At 66.9% G+C, this 18,406-nt stretch carries 13 protein-coding genes; 12 read left to right on the top strand and 1 reads right to left on the bottom strand.

The features are described from left to right. Positions 1 to 6 precede the first annotated feature (6 nt). From IR187_RS03010 to IR187_RS02990, 5 genes are all read left to right on the top strand, one after another. On the top strand, positions 7 to 3,198 hold the full coding sequence (locus IR187_RS03010) for an efflux RND transporter permease subunit (protein WP_194953219.1): 3,192 nt from the start codon (positions 7 to 9) through the stop codon (positions 3,196 to 3,198). Continuing rightward, positions 3,195 to 4,601, top strand: coding sequence for an efflux transporter outer membrane subunit (locus IR187_RS03005; protein ID WP_194953218.1), 1,407 nt, complete (start codon positions 3,195 to 3,197; stop codon positions 4,599 to 4,601). The genes IR187_RS03010 and IR187_RS03005 overlap by 4 nt, the downstream gene beginning before the upstream one ends. Positions 4,602 to 4,823: 222 nt before the next feature. Next, a complete protein-coding gene (locus IR187_RS03000) occupies positions 4,824 to 5,612 on the top strand; it encodes an ImuA family protein (RefSeq protein WP_194953217.1) in 789 nt (262 codons plus the stop codon). Continuing rightward, a complete protein-coding gene (locus IR187_RS02995; RefSeq protein ID WP_194953216.1) occupies positions 5,518 to 7,053 on the top strand; it encodes a Y-family DNA polymerase in 1,536 nt (511 codons plus the stop codon). The genes IR187_RS03000 and IR187_RS02995 overlap by 95 nt, the downstream gene beginning before the upstream one ends. After that, complete coding sequence (locus IR187_RS02990; protein WP_194953215.1) at positions 7,050 to 10,334, top strand: error-prone DNA polymerase; 3,285 nt, start codon at positions 7,050 to 7,052, stop codon at positions 10,332 to 10,334. The genes IR187_RS02995 and IR187_RS02990 overlap by 4 nt, the downstream gene beginning before the upstream one ends. Positions 10,335 to 10,556: 222 nt before the next feature. Here the strand turns inward: IR187_RS02990 and IR187_RS02985 are convergent, their stop codons facing one another. Then, positions 10,557 to 11,375: a flagellin N-terminal helical domain-containing protein gene (locus IR187_RS02985; RefSeq protein WP_194953214.1), complete on the bottom strand. Its 819-nt coding sequence runs from the start codon at positions 11,373 to 11,375 to the stop codon at positions 10,557 to 10,559. A gap of 248 nt (positions 11,376 to 11,623) precedes the next feature. Here IR187_RS02985 and fliE point away from each other — a divergent pair, with 248 nt between their 5' ends. Genes fliE through IR187_RS02950 form a run of 7 tightly spaced genes read left to right on the top strand, consistent with a single transcriptional unit; the run spans position 11,624 to position 18,396 of the window. Further along, the gene (gene fliE / locus IR187_RS02980; RefSeq protein WP_194953213.1) at positions 11,624 to 11,977 is read left to right on the top strand and encodes a flagellar hook-basal body complex protein FliE; all 354 of its coding nucleotides are present in this window, start codon (positions 11,624 to 11,626) and stop codon (positions 11,975 to 11,977) included. Between the two features lie 3 nt (positions 11,978 to 11,980). Continuing rightward, a complete protein-coding gene (gene fliF / locus IR187_RS02975; protein ID WP_194953212.1) occupies positions 11,981 to 13,639 on the top strand; it encodes a flagellar basal-body MS-ring/collar protein FliF in 1,659 nt (552 codons plus the stop codon). Beyond that, complete coding sequence (gene fliG / locus IR187_RS02970) at positions 13,632 to 14,663, top strand: flagellar motor switch protein FliG (protein WP_324187630.1); 1,032 nt, start codon at positions 13,632 to 13,634, stop codon at positions 14,661 to 14,663. Before fliF ends, fliG begins: the two co-directional genes overlap by 8 nt. Beyond that, positions 14,656 to 15,255, top strand: a complete 600-nt coding sequence (locus IR187_RS02965; RefSeq protein ID WP_194953211.1) for a FliH/SctL family protein — start codon at positions 14,656 to 14,658, stop codon at positions 15,253 to 15,255. The genes fliG and IR187_RS02965 overlap by 8 nt, the downstream gene beginning before the upstream one ends. Then, positions 15,252 to 16,583 (top strand): FliI/YscN family ATPase, encoded by a 1,332-nt coding sequence (locus IR187_RS02960; protein WP_194953210.1) that lies wholly within the window; start codon positions 15,252 to 15,254, stop codon positions 16,581 to 16,583. The genes IR187_RS02965 and IR187_RS02960 overlap by 4 nt, the downstream gene beginning before the upstream one ends. Next, on the top strand, positions 16,580 to 17,026 hold the full coding sequence (locus tag IR187_RS02955) for a hypothetical protein (protein ID WP_194953209.1): 447 nt from the start codon (positions 16,580 to 16,582) through the stop codon (positions 17,024 to 17,026). The genes IR187_RS02960 and IR187_RS02955 overlap by 4 nt, the downstream gene beginning before the upstream one ends. After that, positions 17,023 to 18,396, top strand: coding sequence for a flagellar hook-length control protein FliK (locus IR187_RS02950; protein WP_194953208.1), 1,374 nt, complete (start codon positions 17,023 to 17,025; stop codon positions 18,394 to 18,396). Before IR187_RS02955 ends, IR187_RS02950 begins: the two co-directional genes overlap by 4 nt. Positions 18,397 to 18,406 lie beyond the last annotated feature (10 nt).

Genomic DNA, 18,406 nt, shown 5'->3' with positions numbered 1-18,406 from the left:
CCCCCCATGTCACGGATCTTCATCGACCGGCCGATCTTTGCCTGGGTGCTGGCGATCGTCGTCATGCTCGCCGGTTTCGGCGCGCTGCGCGCGCTGCCGATCGAGCAATATCCCGACATCGCGCCGGTGCAGGTGAATATCCGCGCCAGCTATCCCGGCGCATCGGCCGAAGCGGTGGAGAACAGCGTCACCCAGATATTGGAACAACAGCTGACCGGTATCGACGGGCTGCTCTATTTCAGTTCGCAGTCGAGTTCGCGCGGACAGGCCAGCATCACCGCGATCTTCGACAAGGGGACCGACCCCGACATCGCGCAGGTCCAGGTCCAGAACAAGATCGAATCGGCGGTATCGCGCCTGCCGCAGCAGGTGCAGCAGCAGGGCGTGCGGGTCAGCAAATCCAATTCGGACACGCTGCTGATCGTCAGCGTGTTCGACAAGACGCGGACGCGGTCGAATTATGACGTATCCGATTATCTGACCACCAACATCCAGGATCCGCTGTCGCGCGTCGAAGGGGTCGGCGACGTCAACATCTTCGGTTCGCCGCACGCGATGCGCATCTGGCTCAATCCGCAGCGGCTGGCCGCGGTGTCGCTGATGCCGGGCGATGTCATCGCGGCGATCACCGCACAGAACAGCGAGGTCGCGGCGGGTGAGGTGGGCGGCCTGCCGGCGCCGCAGGGCCAGTTGCTGACCGCCACCGTGACCGCGCAGTCGCGGCTGCAGACACCCGAGGAATTTCGCAACATCCTGCTGAAAACGCTGCCCGACGGGTCGGCGGTGCGGATCCGCGATGTCGCGCGCGTCGAAATCGGCGCCGAAAGCTATAATTCGGTCGGGCGCCTGAACCGGCAACCGAGTTCGGGCATGGCGATTTCGCTGTCGCCCGGCGCCGACGCGCTGGCGACGGTCGAGCGGGTCAAGGCGCGGATGGCCGAACTGGCGCAGAATATGCCCGACGGCCTCGATTATGCCTATATCAACGACACGACGACCTTTATCCGCCTGTCGGTCAGCGAGGTGCAAAAGGCGCTGTTCGAGGCGATCCTGCTCGTCATCATCGTCATGTTCGTGTTTCTGCAAAGCTGGCGCGCGACGCTGATCCCGGCGATCGCGGTGCCCGTCGTGCTGCTCGGCACCTTTGCGATCTTTTATCTGGCCGGGTTCAGTATCAACACGCTGACCCTGTTCGGGCTGGTGCTGGCGATCGGCCTGCTGGTCGACGACGCGATCGTCGTCGTCGAAAATGTCGAGCGGCTGATGGAAGAAAATCCCGGCATGACCGCGCGCGAGGCGACCGTCCAGTCGATGAAGGAATTGCAGGTCGCGCTGGTTGCAATCGGGCTGGTGCTGTCGGCGGTGTTCCTGCCGATGGCCTTTTTCGGTGGGTCGACCGGCGTCATCTATCGCCAGTTTTCGATCACCATCGTGTCGGCGATGGTTCTGTCGGTGTTTGTCGCGCTGATCCTGAGCCCGGCGCTGACATCGACGCTGCTGAAACCGCGCGCGCATGGCGAAACGCCGCCCGGACGCTTTCCGCGCTTCGATGCGGCGATGCTGCGCGCCAAGACCTGGTTCAACACCCGGTTCGATCGCTCCACCGAACGCTATGTCGGCAGCGTCGAAAAGGTGGTCGACCGCAAGTGGCGCTTTCTGGGTCTCTACATCATCATTCTGGTGTTGCTCGCCTTTCTGTTCCTGCGCCTGCCCGGCGGCTTTCTGCCGGGCGAGGACCAGGGCCGCGTCCAGGTCCAGTTCCGTCTGCCGGCCGGAGCCACCCAGGCACGGACGCTGGAGGTGCGCGACGCGATCGAGGATCATCTGCTGAGCGCCGAAAAGGCGAATATCGAATCGCTGTTCCTCAATGCCGGCGGCGGCGGGGGCGGCGCATCGGGACAGAATACGGGTCAGGGCTTCATCAACCTGACGCATTGGGACAACCGGCCGGGCAAGGAAAACAGCGCCGACGCGATCGCCGAACGGACGCGGCAGGCTTTCGCCGGGCTGCGCGACGCACAGGTGTTTGCGCTGGTGCCGGGCGCGGTACGCGGGCTGGGTGACACCTCGGGATTTACGATGCAGCTCCAGAATCGCGGCGGCATGACACGCGAGCAGTTTGCCGCGGCACGCGACCGGCTGCTCGCCGCCGCCAATGCCAATCCCAAGCTGACCTCGGTGCGGCTGAGCGACCTGCCCGACCTCGCGACGCTGAAGATCGACATCGATTCCCAGCGACTGACGGCTTATGGTCTGAGCAACGCCGATGTGAACACCACGCTGTCGACCGCCTGGGGCGGGCGTTACGTCAACGATTTCATCGACAAGGGCCGCGTGAAGCGCGTCTATGTGCAGGGCGACGCGCCGTATCGCGCCAAGCCCGAAGACCTGGGCCAATGGTATGTGCGGTCGGCCAGCGGTGAAATGTCGCCCTTTTCGGCTTTCGCGAGCATCGGCTGGTCGACAACGCCGAGCACCACCTCGCGCTTTCAGGGTGTGCCCGCCTTCGAAATCTCGGGCCAGCCGACCGCGGGAACCAGTTCGGGCGAAGCCATGGATGAAATTGCCGCACTGGCGGCCGAAATTCCCGGCACCAGCGTCGCCTGGTCGGGGGCATCCTATCAGGAACGACTGTCGTCGGGGCAGGCGCCGCTGCTCTATGCGCTGTCGCTGCTCGTCGTGTTTCTCTGCCTTGCCGCGCTCTATGAAAGCTGGTCGATTCCGGTTGCGGTTCTGCTGGTCATTCCGCTCGGGCTGGTTGGCGCCGTGTTCGCGGTCACGCTGCGCGGGCTGGAAAATGACGTCTATCTGCAGATCGGGCTGCTGACGACGATGGGGCTCGCGTCGAAAAACGCCATCCTGATGATCGAGTTCGCCGAACAGGAAGAGAAAAAGGGCAAGCGCGTCATCGAGGCGGCGATCACCGCGGCGCGCATCCGCCTGCGTCCGATCCTGATGACCAGCTTTGCTTTCATCTTCGGCGTGATTCCGCTGGCGCTGGCGTCGGGCGCCGGAGCGAACAGCCGCATCGCGATCGGCACCTCGGTGATCGGCGGGATGTTGACCGCGACCCTGCTCGCGATCTTTTTCATTCCGCTGTTTTTCGTCCTCGTCCGCCGCGGCGTACGCGACGGCATCGCCGCCGCACGGGCCCGCTTCGGCAAGGGCAAGGACGGAGCCGCCGAGGTGCCGGCATGATCCGCCTCCGCGCGTTCCTCGCCTTCGGCCCCTTGCTGCTCGGCGCCTGTTCGCTCGCACCCAAGACGGTGCTGCCCACGCCGCCGGTGCCGCAAAGCTGGCCGGTCGGCGACGCCTATCTGCTGCAAAGCGAGGCGGCGCTGCCGATCCTTTCCTACCAGAGCATTTTGACCGACCCGAGACTCCAGTCGCTCACCGAACAGGCATTGGCGAACAATCGCGACCTGCGCGTCGCCTATGCCAATGTCGCGGCGGCGCGCGCGCGCACACGCGTGACCCGCGCGGAACAATTTCCGGCCGTCGGGATCAATGCCGGAGCAGGCTATTCGGATGGCAGCGGCGACGGCAACGGCCGCGGGGATTTTTCCCTGCGCGGCGGCATCAGCGCGTTCGAACTCGACCTGTTCGGCAAGCTCGCCAATGCGACCGAAGCCGACCGCAACCGCGCGCTCGGCACCGAAGCGGCGGCCCGCACCGTGCGGCTGGCGCTGATCGCCAGCCTTGCCGACGCCTGGGCGACCTATGGCGCCGACCGCGACCTGCTGCAGATCGCCGAAGACACCGCCGCCAATGCGCGCGAGAGTGTGCGACTGACGCAGGCGCGGCTCGACGGCGGGGTGGCGCCGCGCACCGACCTGCGCCAGGCCGAACAGATTCTCGCGACCGCCGAAGATGCGATCGCGCAGCAAAGGACGGCGATCGCGCAGGACGAAAACCTCATCCGCCTGCTCGTCGGCGGCGATGTCGACCGCGCGCTGCTGCCCGCCGGGCTTGCCGAGGTAACGCCCGCGATTGCGCCGGTTCCGGCGGGCGTGAGTTCGCAGATCCTGCTCCGCCGTCCCGACGTGATCGAGGCCGAATATGGCCTGCGCGCCGCCAATGCCGACATCGGGGTGGCGCGCGCGCGCCTGTTTCCGTCGATTTCGCTGACCGGGCTGCTCGGCTTTGCCAGCGATGCGCTGTCCAGCCTGTTCGACAGCGGATCGTTCAGCTGGTCGGCGGGCGGCGACGTGACCGCGCCGATTTTCGACGCCGGCGGCCGCCGCGCCGGGGTGGCGGTGAGCGAGGCGCAGCGCGATGCCGCGCTCGCAAGCTATGAAGGTGCGATCCAGACGGCGTTTCGCGAGGTCGCCGATGCGCTTGCGGTGCAGGGCACGATCGCCGAACGCGCGCGCGCCGCCGCCGCGAACACCGCCGCCGCCGCGGACACTGCGACGCTCACCGATGCCCGCTACAAGGGTGGGATCGACAGCTTTCTCGCCAGTCTCGACGCGCAGCGCAGCCTCTATGCGGCGCGGCGCAGCGAGATCGCGACCCAGCTGCTGCTCGTCCAGACGCGCATCGCGCTGTTCCGTGCGCTGGGTGGCGATAGCGGTGCGGGGGGCAACGCGACGGCGCGCTAGATAATCTCACGCAAAGGCGCAAAGACGCGAAGAGATTGGCACTGGCCGCAAAGCGGCACCATGACCAAATGATCTGCTTTCAGACAAGAGAGATACTGGGCCTATCCGCCCGAAATCCCTTCTTCGCGCCTTTGCGCCTTTGCGTGAGATAAATCGACTAAACGCTGGACGCCTTGACATCCCCCCTCGCTCGCGCGCTAATAGAACAAATCAGGAACATATATGCGCGAGTCGTCTCAACCTCTCGCCGGGCTGCGCCAACGCATCGCCCGGCTGGCCGCCACCGGTGGCCCCGAAAGCCGCCCGGCCGAGGGTTGGCTGGCGACGGGGCATGACGCATTCGATGCGGCGCTCGGCGGCGGGCTGGCAATCGGGCGCACGCACGAGTTTTTTGCCGCCGACGCGCTCGACGCGTCTAGTGCTGCGGCCTTTGCAGCATTGCTCGCGCTGCGAACCCCGGGCAAGGCACCGCTGCTGTGGTTGCGCACCGTCGACGCCGGACGCCGCACCGGGCATATCTATGCCCCCGGCATCGCCGAACTCGGCGGCGACCCCGACCGGCTTCTTCTTGTCGAGACCGCCGACCCCAAAATGCTGCTCGCCTGCGCCAACGACGCTGTACGCTGCGCCGGATCGGCGGCGGTGATTGTCGAAAGCTGGGGCAAATTCCCGCTGCTCGACCTGACCGCGGGGCGCCGACTGGCGCTCGGCGCGCGCGATGCGGGGACGACGCTGCTGATGCTCCGCCTGAATGCCGTGCCGACGCCAAGCGTCGCCGAAACGCGCTGGAATATCGTCGCCGCACCGTCGCGCGCACTCGAAGCCAACGCCCCCGGCGCCCCGGCCTTCGACCTTGAACTGCTGCGCTGGCGTAGCGGCCCTGCTGGAACGCGCTGGCGACTCGATTGGGACAAAGATGAGCAAGCTTTCCGGAACGCGGCGCTATCTGGCGCTGTTCTTCCCCTGGCTGCCCGCCGAACGGTTCACCCGCTCGGCGCCGAAGCCGCCTGACCTTCCGCTCGTCTTTGCCGAGAAGCAGCGCGGGGCGCTGCGGATCGCGAGCGTCGATGCGCGCGCGCAGGCGCTCGGGCTGCGTGTCGGCATGCCGCTCGCCGACGCGCGGGCGCAGGTGCCCGATCTGACCATCGTGCCGCACGATCCCGTCCTCGACCAGAATTGGCTCGACCGGCTCGCACAGGGCTGCGCGCGCTATACCCCGCTCGTCGCGCTCGATGCCCCCGACGGGCTGATCCTCGACATCACCGGCTGCACCCATTTGTTCGAGGACGAGGCAGGGTTGATCGATGATATCGAGCGGCGGCTGACCCGGCTCGGCATGACGCCGCGCCATGCCCTCGGCCCCACCGCCGACGCCGCCCGCGCGCTCGCACGCTACCAGACGCGCCCCGCTCCCGACGAGCCCACCGCGATCCGCCGCCTGCCCGTCGCCGCGCTCGAACTCGACGCCGAAGCGACGACCGCGCTGGTCCGCGCCGGGCTCAAGACGATCGGTGACCTCGCGGCGCGGCCGATGGCGAACATCGCCGCGCGTTTTGGTGCCGCCGCCGCGATGGCGCTGCGCCGCCTGCTCGGCGACGCGCCCAGCCCGCTCGACCCGCGGGTCACGCCGCCGCCGGTCGCTACCGAACGCCGCTTTGCCGAACCGGTCGCGAGCCTGCCCCACGCGACCCGCATTCTTGCCGAGCTGGTCGATGAAGCGATCATCGAGCTTGGCGAGCGCGGCAAGGGCGGGCGCCATTTCCGCGCCACCTTCTTTCGCAGTGACGGCCTGGCGCGCAGTATTGCGGTCGAGACCGGTCATGCGACACGCGATGCGGGGCTGGTGATGCGCCTGTTCGCCGAGCGGATGGATGGCCTGCGCGATCCGCTCGACCCCGGTTTCGGGTTCGACATGATGCGCCTCGCGGTACCGCGGCTCGAACCACTTGCCGCGACGCAGCTCAAGCTCGAAGGCGGGGAGGTGCGCGCCGCGGCGGTGACCGATCTCGTCGACCGGCTGGCGACGCGGCTCGGTCGTGGCGGGGTGCGCAAGTTCGTCGCCGCCGACACCCATATCCCCGAACAGGCGCAGCTCGCCCTGCCCGCGATCGACGCACCGCCGCCCACGCCCTGGCCCGCCCCCGAACCCGGCGAACCGCCGCTGCGCCCCTTCTATCTTTTCGATCCGCCGCAGGTGATCGAGGTGATCGCCGAGGTGCCCGACGGCCCGCCGCACCGCTTCCGCTGGCGCCGCGCTACCCACGCGATCCGCCGTTACGAGGGGCCGGAACGGATCGCGAGCGAATGGTGGCGCCGCCGCGACAATGCCGGGCTGACGCGCGACTATTACCGTGTCGAGGACGAGCGCGGGCGGCGGTACTGGCTGTTTCGCCACGGGCTGTACGACGAAAAGCCCGATCCACGCTGGTATATCCATGGGGTGTTCGCATGAGCGAACAACCCGCGCCCGATCCCGGCTTTGCCGAACTGGTCGCCGCGACCAACTACAGCTTCCTGCGCGGCGCCTCGCACCCGCATGAGATGGTCGCCGAAGCGATCAACCTTGGCATGGCAGGTATCGGCATCGCCGACCGCAACAGCGTCGCGGGGGTGGTGCGGGCGCTGACCGGGCTGCGCAAGCTGCGCGAGAAGGCCGACGCAGAGGGGATAGAGCTGCCGCCCTTCAAACTCGTGGTCGGCGCGCGCCTCGTCTTCGACGACGGCACCCCCGAAATCATTGCCTATCCGACCACGCGCCACGGCTGGGGCCGCCTGACCCGGATGCTGACCATCGGCAATCGCCGCACCACCAAGGGCGACTGCGTGATGAAATTCAAAAATCTGCTGATCCACTGCGAAGACATGCTTCTGATCGCGATGGCGGGCGAAAAGGACGAGGCGGTGTTGCGCCGTCTCAAAAGGGTTGCACCGAACGCGTTATGGCTCGGCGCGACAATGCCAAGGGGTGGCAGCGATCGCCGCCATCTCGCCCGGTTGGAAGCGTTGGCGATGCGCGTCGGGATTCCGATGCTCGCGACCAACGACGCGCTTTACGCGACGCGCGGGCAGCGCCCGCTCCACGATGTCGTCACCTGCATCCGCGAAGGCACGACGTTGAACGCGGCGGGCCGCCTGCTGCGCGTCAATGGCGAGCGCCATTTGAAAGCGCCGCGCGAAATGCGGCGGTTGTTCCGTGCCTGCCCGTCGGCGGTTGGTGAAAGCGTCCGGATTCTCGATCGCATCGGTTTTTCGCTCCGCGATCTCGCTTATGAATATCCGCACGAACCGGTTCCCGAAGGATGGGCTCCGCAAAGCTGGCTCGAACATATGGTGCTGGATGCCGCGAACCGGCTCCACCCGCAGGGATTGCCGCAGCGCTGGCAGGACGTGCTCGACGAGGAGCTTTCGCTCATCCGCAAATGCAATTTCGCCTGCTATTTCCTGACCGTCCACGACATCGTCAATTTCGCGCGGACACAAAGCCCCCCCATCCTGTGCCAGGGGCGTGGTTCGGCGGCGAATTCGCTCGTCTGCTACCTGCTCGAGATCACTTCGATCGATCCGATCGCGAACAACCTTCTCTTCACCCGCTTTCTCTCGGAAGAACGCCGCGAGCCCCCCGACATCGACGTCGATTTCGAACACGAACGGCGCGAGGAGGTCATGCAATATATCTATCGCCGCTACACAAGGCGGCGCGCGGGCATCGCCGCGACGGTGATCCATTACCGGCCGCGCAGCGCGGTACGGGAGGCGGGCAAGGCGCTGGGGTTCAGCGAAGATGTCACCGCACGGCTCGCCGATACGAGTTGGGGTAGCTGGGGCAGCGAGATGCCGGTCGAGCGCTTCATCGAAGCCGGGCTCGATCCCGAGCAGGACGACATCGCACGCCTGCAATGGATCGTCGCGCAACTGCTCACCTTTCCGCGCCACCTGTCGCAGCATGTCGGCGGCTATGTGCTGACCGAGGACCGGCTCGACGAAACGGTGCCAATCCACAATGCCGCGATGGCGGACCGCACCTTCATCGAATGGGACAAGGACGACATCGACGAACTGAAATTGATGAAGGTCGATATCCTCGCGCTTGGGATGCTGACCTGCATTCGCAAATGTTTCGATCTGATGCGGCTGCACGGGCTGGCGGATCACGACCTCAAGTCGGTCCCGCCGGAAGACCCGGTTGTTTACGACATGCTTTGCAAAGGCGACAGTATAGGGGTCTTTCAAGTCGAAAGCCGCGCCCAGATCAACATGCTGCCGCGCCTGCGTCCGCGCGAATTCTACGATCTGGTCATCCAGGTTGCGATTGTGCGGCCGGGTCCGATCGAGGGCGATATGGTCCACCCTTATCTGAAGCGCCGCAATGGCGAGGAAGCGGTCGATTATCCGTCACCCGCCCCACCGCACGATCCGCGGGAACTCTACAATCTGCTTCACCGGACCTTTGGCGTCCCATTGTTCCAGGAACAGGCGATGAAACTCGCCATCGTGGCCGCCGAGTTTACCCCCGATGAAGCCAATGGTTTGCGCCGCGCGATGGCGACCTTTCGCAATGTCGGCACCATCGATCAATATGAGGAGAAGATGATCGGCGGCATGGTCCGCCGCGGCTATGATCGCGCCTTTGCCGAACGCTGTTACAATCAGATCAAGGGATTCGGCAGCTATGGCTTCCCGGAGAGCCACGCCCAGTCGTTCGCTAAACTTGTTTATGTGTCGTCATGGCTGAAGCGCCATCACCCTGCGGTCTTTACCTGCGGCCTGCTCAACTCGCAGCCGATGGGATTTTATGCGCCCGCCCAGCTCGTCCGCGATGCGCAGGAGCATGGGGTCGAGGTGCGCGCGGTCGATGTGAACGCCAGCGATTGGGACAACAGCCTGGAGCGCCGCGATGACGGCAGCCTCGCGCTCCGGCTCGGCTTTCGGCAGGTTGACGGGTTTCGCGAGACTTGGGCAGCGCAGATCGCGGCGGCGCGAACTATGCCCTTTGCCTCGGTCGAGGAACTCGCGCGGCGCGCCAATCTGCCTTCGCGCGCGCTGCGTCTGCTCGCTGAAGCCGATGCGTGCGGGTCGATGGGGCTCGGCCGGCAGCCGGCGCTGTGGGACGCCCGGCGCGTGCGGCAGGGGGTGCTGCCGCTGTTCGGCGTCGCCGAAACCGACGAGCTGGGTATGGAGGAGGACGCGCAGCTGCCCCCCACCCCGCTCGTCGAACATGTCCTCACCGATTACCAGACGACGCGCCTGTCACTGAAAGGACATCCGATGGCGTTCCTGCGCGACGATTTCACACGTGAAGGGGTGCTAAGCGCCGCTGAAGTGGCGGCAGCGAAGAACGGATCGATCGTCCGCACCGCAGGAGTCGTGCTGATTCGCCAGCGCCCCGGCAAGGGCAATGCGATCTTCATCACGCTCGAGGACGAGGGCGGGGTCGTCAACATCCTCTTATGGGCGCGGCATTTCGAACGCTATCGCCGCGCCGTCATGGCGTCGCGGCTGATGCTGGCCGAGGGCGCGGTACAGCGGAGCAAGGAGGGCGTCATCCACCTGATGGCGACGCGCATCACCGACCGGACGGCGATGCTCGATACGCTGGGCAGCGACCGGCGCTTCGACCCCGATGTCTGCCGCGCCGACGAGGTAAAACATCCGCAGCTGCCGCGCGGCTATGCCGCCAAGCACGGCCATCCGCGCGATGTCCGTATCCTGCCCAAGTCGCGGGATTTTCATTGATGATCGCCGACTGACGTCGGCGAACGGCACCAGCCCGCTCCCCCACCCGGCCTCCCAACGATAGTAACCTGGGGAGGCCGGGTGGGGGAGCGGGCTGGTGCCGTCCCTGTTCGGCAATGCCGAACAGACAAAAAAGATGATGCCCCGGCTGTGGGGGCCGGGGCATCGGATCAGGCTATTTAAGGGACCAACCAAATATAGCCTGAAAGTCGTGGGCGGATGTTAGCGGAGCAGCGCCATCACGCCCTGCTGGCTCTGGTTCGCCTGGGCGAGCATCGCGGTCGATGCCTGCGACAGAATGCCGGCCGCAGCGAGGTTCGTCGACTCGACCGAGAAATCGGCGTCTTCGATGCGCGATTTCGATTCCGCCAGATTCGTGACGCTCGACGTCAAATTGTCGACAGCCGAGGTCAGACGGTTCTGCTGCGCACCCAGGTTGGCGCGTTCGGTGGCCACCGTCTGGATCGCCGTGTCGAGCGTCGCGAGGGCGCCCGAGGCACCGGCGGCGGTCGAGAAGTCGAGACCGTCGACGCCCAGCGCCGCAGCCTGCAGGTCGGCGACCGTGATGTTCACGACCTGGCCATCGTCAAGACCGGTCTGGATATCGAAACCGGTGGCGACACTGCCGTCGAGCAGCACGTTGCCGTTGAAGCTGGTGCGGGTCGCCACGTCGCCGATCTGTTCGATCAGCGCGGTCACTTCGGTCTGGATCGCGGTACGGTCGTCGTCGCCGAGCGTGCCGTTGGCAGCCTGCATCGCCAGTTCGCGCATACGGACCAGGATGTCTGCGATGCTGCCGGCGGCGCTGTCGGCGGTCTGCGCCAGCGAAATGCCGTCGTTGGCGTTACGAACCGCCTGGGTCAGACCGCGCGCGGCGGCGTCCATGCGGGTTGCGATGGCGAGGCCGGCGGCATCGTCCTTCGCGGCGTTGATGCGCTTGCCGCTCGACAGGCGTTCCATCGCCTGCGACTGCATGTTGCTGGCAACACGCGCATTGTTCTGGGCGCGAAGCGCGCTGACATTGGTGTTGATGACAGTCATTGTTGTTCCTTTCCGGCCTCGATGGCCATTCCCGTGATGTGAGGGCTCGAGGAGCGGTCACGGAAAGCAGTAACGACGGGCGGCGGCGGCGATTAAGGCGGCGCCGTCAAAAAAATGCCGAAGGTTGTTCACAGCGAATGTCGGACTCAATCAAGTCATTGAAATACCTCAAATAAATTATTTGGCACAAGCTTTGCATTGTTATTTGCGTACGGCGCACCGGTGCGCCCGGAACGGATGACAAAGCAATGAGCACGATTGACCCGAGCCGGCTGCTGCAGATGCGCAGTTCGATCCTCAATCAGAACGAGGCGCTGCAACGCGCCGCCGGTCGCGGCGGCATCGGCGGGGCCGGCGGCGCCAGCGACGGCATTGGCGGAACCCCCGATTTCGGCGCCGCGATCAACAATGCGCTGCAACAGGTCAACGCCCAGCAGGCGAAGGCAAGCGCGATCAGCGAAGCCTATGAACGCGGCGATACGCACGACATCGTCAGCGTGATGATCGAGCGGCAAAAGGCCTCGCTCGGTTTCGAAACGACGCTGCAGGTGCGCAACAAGCTGCTGTCCGCGTACCGCGACATCATGAACATGCCGGTGTAACCCATGGCCGATACCCAGATCCTTGCGCCCATCGACGACGGTCATGCCGGACGCCTGCCCGCCCCGGCCAGCGCCAATCCCTTCGCACCGCTGACCGGATTCATCCGCCAGCCGGCGGTGCAGCGCGCCCTGCCTGCCATTGCCATGACGTCGGCCATCGGCATCGCCGCGCTCGCCTATTTCACCATGAACGCCGCGCCGCAGGCGCAGCTGTTCGCCGGTCTGGACGACAGCGACAAATCCGCGGTCGCCGACGCCTTGCAGACGCAGGGGATTGGACATCGCATCGATCCGGTGACCGGTGCGCTGACCGTCGATGCCGACAAGCTGCACCAGGCACGGATCGCGCTGGCCGGACAAGGCCTGCCGAAGGCGGCACCGAGCGGCGACAGCCTGATTGCATCGCTGCCGATGGGATCGAGCCGCGCGATCGAAGGCGAAACCCTGCGCTCGGCGCGCGAGGCCGATCTGTCGCGGACGATCGAAACGGTCGATGCGATCCGCAGCGCGCGCGTCCATATCGCCGCCGCCGAGCCGAGCCTGTTCGTCCGCGAGGACAAGCCCGCAACGGCATCGGTGATGCTGACGCTGCAGAACGGGCGCTCGCTGTCCGACGGTCAGGTGCAGGCGATCCGATATCTCGTCGCCTCGTCGGTTCCCGGCATGAACGCCGAACAGGTATCGGTGATCGACCAGCGCGGCGCGCTGCTGTCCGACACCGCATCGGGCAGCGACATGAAGGCATTCCAGTTGCAGGTGCAGATCGAGGACCGGTTCCGCCGCGCGCTCGACACCTTGCTCGGCCCGATGCTCGGCGCGGGCAATTTCAGCGTCGAGGTCCACGCCGACGTCGACATGTCCGAAAGCCAGGCGACGCGCGAGAGCTTTCCCGAAAACGACCGCGCGATGACCAGCGAACAGATCACCCGCACCGTCAGCGGCCAGGGGACGCCGCCCGCCGTCGGCATTCCCGGCGCCCTGTCGAACCAGCCGCCGCAAGCCACCACGGTCACCGCCAATGCGCCGCAGCCGACCCCCGCCCCGGCGATGACGCCGGGCACCGAAAGCAACGAAAATGCCGCGCGCGCTTTCGAGGTCGGCCGCGAGATTTCGGTCACCCACTCGCCGCAGGGCAAGCTGCGCCGCGTGTCGGTCGCCGTCGCGCTCAACCAGGGCAAGAAGGCACTGACGCAGGCCGACCTGACCAAGATCGATGCGCTGGTCAAGGGTGCGGTCGGTTTCGACGCGGCGCGCGGCGACGTCGTCGCGATCAGCCAGCGCCCGTTCGTGCAGACCGAGGTCAGCGAGCCCGCCTTTTACGACCAGGCCTGGTTCCTGCCGCTCGTCAAACAGGTCGGGGCAATCCTCGCCGCGCTGCTGGCGTTCCTGTTCATCGGCCGGCCGCTGATTCGCGCCGCCAAGGCGCGCGCCGCCGAACGCGCCGAACGCGACTCCGCGCTCGAGGAAACTTTGCTCGCCGCCACCGATGCGCGCCCGGCGCTCGCCAGCGGCAGCGCCGGGCGCGAAATCACTCTCGAAATGATCGAGCAGGCGCCGAGCTATGAAGCCCGCGCCAACCTGGTTCGCGCCTTTGTCCGTCAGGATTCGGCCCGCGCCGCGCTCGTCGTGCGCCAGCTGATGCAGGAGGGCGCCCGTGCCTGACGCTGCCGACACGCTTACCCCTCCCGCCGCCCCCGCTATCGAAGGATCGGCCGCCGCCGCCATCCTGTTGATGCTGCTCGACGAGAATGAAGCGGCGACGATCCTGAAGCATCTGGCGCCCGAAGAGGTGCGCCAGCTGGCGAAATCGATGTTCGACACCGCCAATGCCAGCGAACAGCAGATCGGCCAGGCGCTCGACCGCTTCGTCGTGCGCAGCCGCGACGTCAGCGCGCTGGCGATCGGCGCCGACACGCGCATCCGCACCGTCATCAACCAGGCGGTGGGCAACGTCCGCGCCGACAATATCCTGGCCGCGGTCGCGCCGCAGCGCAGCGCCACCTCGCTGGAAATCCTGCGCTGGATGGATGTCGATGCGATTAGCGCGCTGCTCGCTACCGAACATCCGCAGGTCGGCGCGCTGATCCTGTCGGTGCTGGTCCCCGACGTCGCGGCGCGCGCGATCGAAACGCTCGACGAAATCCTGCAGGCCGATCTGGTGCTGCGCGCCGCGCAGCTGACCGCCGTCCCCGCGGCAGCGATCGAGGATCTGGAATCGGTGCTCGCCAGCGCCAATGTCGACGGCCAGCGCGTTGCCAAACAGGCGATCGGCGGCCCCAGCGACGTCGCCAAGATCATGAAGAAAATGCCGAAGTCGCTGAGCGAACGCACGATCCGCGCGCTCAAAAAGACCGACAAGCTGCTCGCCCAGACGATCGAGGAAGAAATGTTCATCTTCGAGAATCTGCGCGACCTCGACAAGAAGAGCCTGGGTTCGGTGCTGCGTTCGGTCGATGCGGCGCAGCTCGCCATCGCGCTGAAGGGCACCGACGACGACATGATCGACCTGTGCCTGTCGACGATGTCGCAGCGCGCGGCGGAAACGATCCGCGACGAAATGGCCGAAATGACGATGGTCAAGCGCGCCGACGTCGACGATGCGCAAAAGAGCGTGATGACGATCGTGCGCCAGATGGCGGCGTCGGGCGAGATCATGATCGCAGGGAGCGGCGACGATTATGTCTGACCGTGCCGCCGAAACGAGCTTCAGCCCCGTTTCGCTCGCCGACGCGATGGCGCGCGGCGGCGGCTTTCGTCCGCTGGCTCTGGGCGGCCATGCGGCTGCCCCGCCGACGGCGACACGGCCCGTCGCCGACGCCGATCTCGACGATCCTTTCGCCCGCGGTCTCGCCGAGGGGCAACGCGTCGCCGAGGCCGCCTTTGTCGCCGAGCGCCACCAGCTGCTCGCGCTGCTCGCCAGTGCCGAAGCGTTGCAGGACGAACCGAGCGAGGAACTGGCGCAGCTGATCGCACGCACCGTCGAACGGCTGGTGCGCCAGATCGTCGCCGATGCCCCGATCGATGCCGCCTGGCTTCAGGCACAGGCCGAAACCGCCGCGGCGCTGGTCGCCGATGCCGACAAGGCGCGCACGCTTTGCGTTCATCCCGACGATGCCGCGCTGCTGACCGATTGCCCGCTGTCGCTGGCGATCGAAAGCGACAGCGCGATGATGCGCGGTACCGTCCGCATCGAAACCTCGACCGGCTGGATCGAGCATGGTCGCGCCGTCTATCTCGACGAATTGTGCGCCGCGCTGGGCGAAGGGACGGCGGCATGACGCGCCGCCTGGCCCTCTCCGCACAACAGCTGCTCGACCCGATCGACCTGACCGACGCCAGCCCGCGCCGCATCGGCACGCTGGTGTCGCATGAAGGCATCATGCTCGAAGTGTCGGGCTTTCCGCAGCCGCTGGGCAGCAATGTCCGCATCAAGTCGGCGAACAACGACTATGTCTATGGCGAGGTTGTCGGCTTTCGCGGCCAGAGCAGCCTGGTCCTGCCGTTCGATACCAATATGCCGCTGGTCACCGGCGCGCCCGTGGAGCCGCATGGCGCCAGCAGCATGGTCGCGTGCGGCAAGGCGCTGCTCGGCCGGATCATCGACGCGCAGGGCCATCCGCTCGACGGGCGCCCGCCGGTCAAATCGCAATTCCAGTGGCCGCTCGCCGGACGCAAGGTCAATCCGCTGCGCCGCGGCCGCGTCACCCGCCCGCTTAACATGGGGGTGCGCGCGATCAACGCGCTGCTGACCGTCGGCGAAGGGCAGCGCGTCGCGATCATCGCGGGATCGGGCGTCGGAAAATCGGTGCTGATGGGCCAGATGATCGCCGGGACCGAATGCGACGTCATCGTCGTCGGGCTGATCGGCGAACGCAGCCGCGAGGTCAGCGACTTCGTCGAAACCAAATTGCCCCCCGACGTCCGCAAGAAAGCGGTTGTCGTCGCGGTTCCCGCCGATCACCCGCCGCTGCTGCGCCTGCGCGCCGCGATGCGCGCCACCGCGATTGCCGAGGCGTTTCGCGCCGACGGCAAGAAAGTGCTGCTGCTGATCGACAGCCTGACCCGCGTTGCGCATGCGCAGCGCGAGATCGGGCTGACTTTGGGCGAGCCGCCGACGATGAAGGGCTATCCGCCGTCGGTGTTCGCGCTGATCCCGTCATTGTGCGAACGCGCCGGCATCGACCGCGAAACGGGCGGATCGATCACCGCGCTCTATACCGTGCTTGCCGATGGCGGCGACATCGACGACCCGGTTGTCGACAGCGCGCGCGCGATCGTCGACGGCCATATCATCCTGTCGCGCCAGCTCGCCGAACAGGGCGTCTATCCGGCGATCGACGTCGCGCGATCCTTGTCGCGCACGATGGTCGACACGGTCGATCCCGAACATGCCGCCGCCGCCGCGCGCTTTCGCCAGCTGTGGTCGGCCTATGAAGAGAACCGCGATCTGATGCTGATGGGCGCCTATGTCGCCGGCGGCGATCCGGTGCTCGACACCGCCATCGCGCGCCACGCCGACCAGCTCGCGTTCGTGACCCAGCCAGCGAAAGCCCGGGTCGATTTCGACATGTCCCGCCAAACCCTGATTGAAGGATATTCTGCATGACCGCCCGCACCGCACGCCGCAAACGTATCATCCGCGTGCGCACCGTCGAACATCAGATGGCGGAGGCCAATCTGGCGCGCGCCAATGGCGAACTCGCCAGCCTGGTCGAACTGGCCAAGCGGCTCGAAACGCTGCGCGTCGACCTGGCAATGGCCAAGGGCGCGGTCGCAGGCGGCGCGCTCAACACGATCGGCGAGCTCGCGATGCGGCTCGACATCGCGCAGGAAAATCTGACCGCGCCGCTCGCGGGTGCCAGCGCGCGCCGCGACCAGGCCGGGGTGCTGGCGCAAAGCGCCATGGCAAAGGAAGAGTCCGCCGTCCGCCTGTACGAACGCAGCCGCAAGTCCGCCGAAGCCGAAGCCGAGCGTCGCCGCGACGCCAACCGTCCGCACCGCACGCGCGGCGGCATGCGGCTGCGCCTGATCGAAGGCGGCGCAGCATGATGGGCGCCGCCTCCCTCCCCCAGCCCCAGGGTTCGACACCCGCCGGGTTCGCCGCCTTCCTGAGCACGATCGGCCAGACGCCGACCGGTAGCGAGGTAGAAAATGGCTTCGAGCAATTGCTGGCGGCGATTCCAAAGGTCGATGCCGCTGCGATCGAAGCTGCGCCCGAGCAGCCGGTTAAGCCAGCGGCAGCAGAAACGCCCATGATGGCGACATCGCCGGTTGCCGTTGCCGCGGCCACCGCGATCGTCCCGGCGGCTGCCGCGGGCGAGGGAGACGCGATGGATATCGCCGTCGCAACGCCGGTTGCCAGCACCGACGATGGTGCGCGCGATGCCCGTCCGGACCCAGAAACCGCCGCCGCATCGGCGGCGAAACTGCTGATCGCGTTGAACGGCAGCCTCGCCAAGCCCGAGACGAAATCACCCAAAGCGGTCGAGAGCGAAGCCCGGCCCGACGGTGCAGCCGCGGACGCTACGACGGCGGCCAAACCCGCTGAAACGGTCGCGGCGCCCGAAACGCCCGCACCGACGACCACCCCGGCGCCCGCAGCGGCGCTGGCCATCCCGACTGCGCCTGTCGCCGCGGCGGTGGTCGCCGCTGTCGTTGGCAAGCCCGCGAAGGCGGGCGAAAGCGCCTCGCTCCCCACCGGCGACACGGCGCCGACCGCCGAAGCCGCAACCGCCGCGCCAACCAGCGAGAAAGCGCGCAGTGCCGAAGCAAGGCCCGCCGCGCCAGAAATGGAAACGGCGATCGCGGCGTCGGCGGCAAGCAAGCCGCGCCCCGCGCCGCTGCCTGGCCCGGTTGCCGCGCGCGCCGAAGCCGTCGCGGCCAAGCCCGCCGACGCAGCACCGTCGATGACGATCCAGTTCGCGCAGCCGGCGACCACGGGCGTCGCAGCATCGTCCAACGCTGCCGCTCCCGTCACCGTTGCCGAACGCATCCTTGACCTCGCCAGCGATGGCGCGTGGATCGACCAGTTGGCGCACGACATTGCGGCGACCAAATCGGACAGCGGGGACATCAGCTTTCGCCTGATGCCGCGGCACCTCGGCCGCCTCGACGTCGCGATGCGCATGGGTGACGAGGGCGTGGCGCTGAAGCTCGACACCCAGCATGAGGCCACCGCGACGATCGTCACCGCCGCGCAGGGCCGACTGGTCGACGATCTGCGCCAGCAGGGCGTTCGCGTCACCAGCAGCGAAGTGACCTGCACCCCCGGTGACAGCAACCGCCAGATGCAGGGCCAGTCGCAGGGTCAGGGGCCCACCGCCGCGCCCGACGCCAGCCACCTGATCGAAACCGCCACCGAGCGCGCCGCGCCGCGCGAACGCGAAGAGGCCGCCGACCGCCGCGGCCGCTTTGCCTGACCATGAGGGA

The organism is Sphingopyxis solisilvae (genome assembly GCF_015475875.1).
In the GTDB taxonomy this organism is placed as follows: Bacteria; Pseudomonadota; Alphaproteobacteria; order Sphingomonadales; family Sphingomonadaceae; genus Sphingopyxis; species Sphingopyxis solisilvae.
Note: the sequence above shows the minus strand (reverse complement) of the source record. Positions and strands in the feature narration are given on the sequence as shown.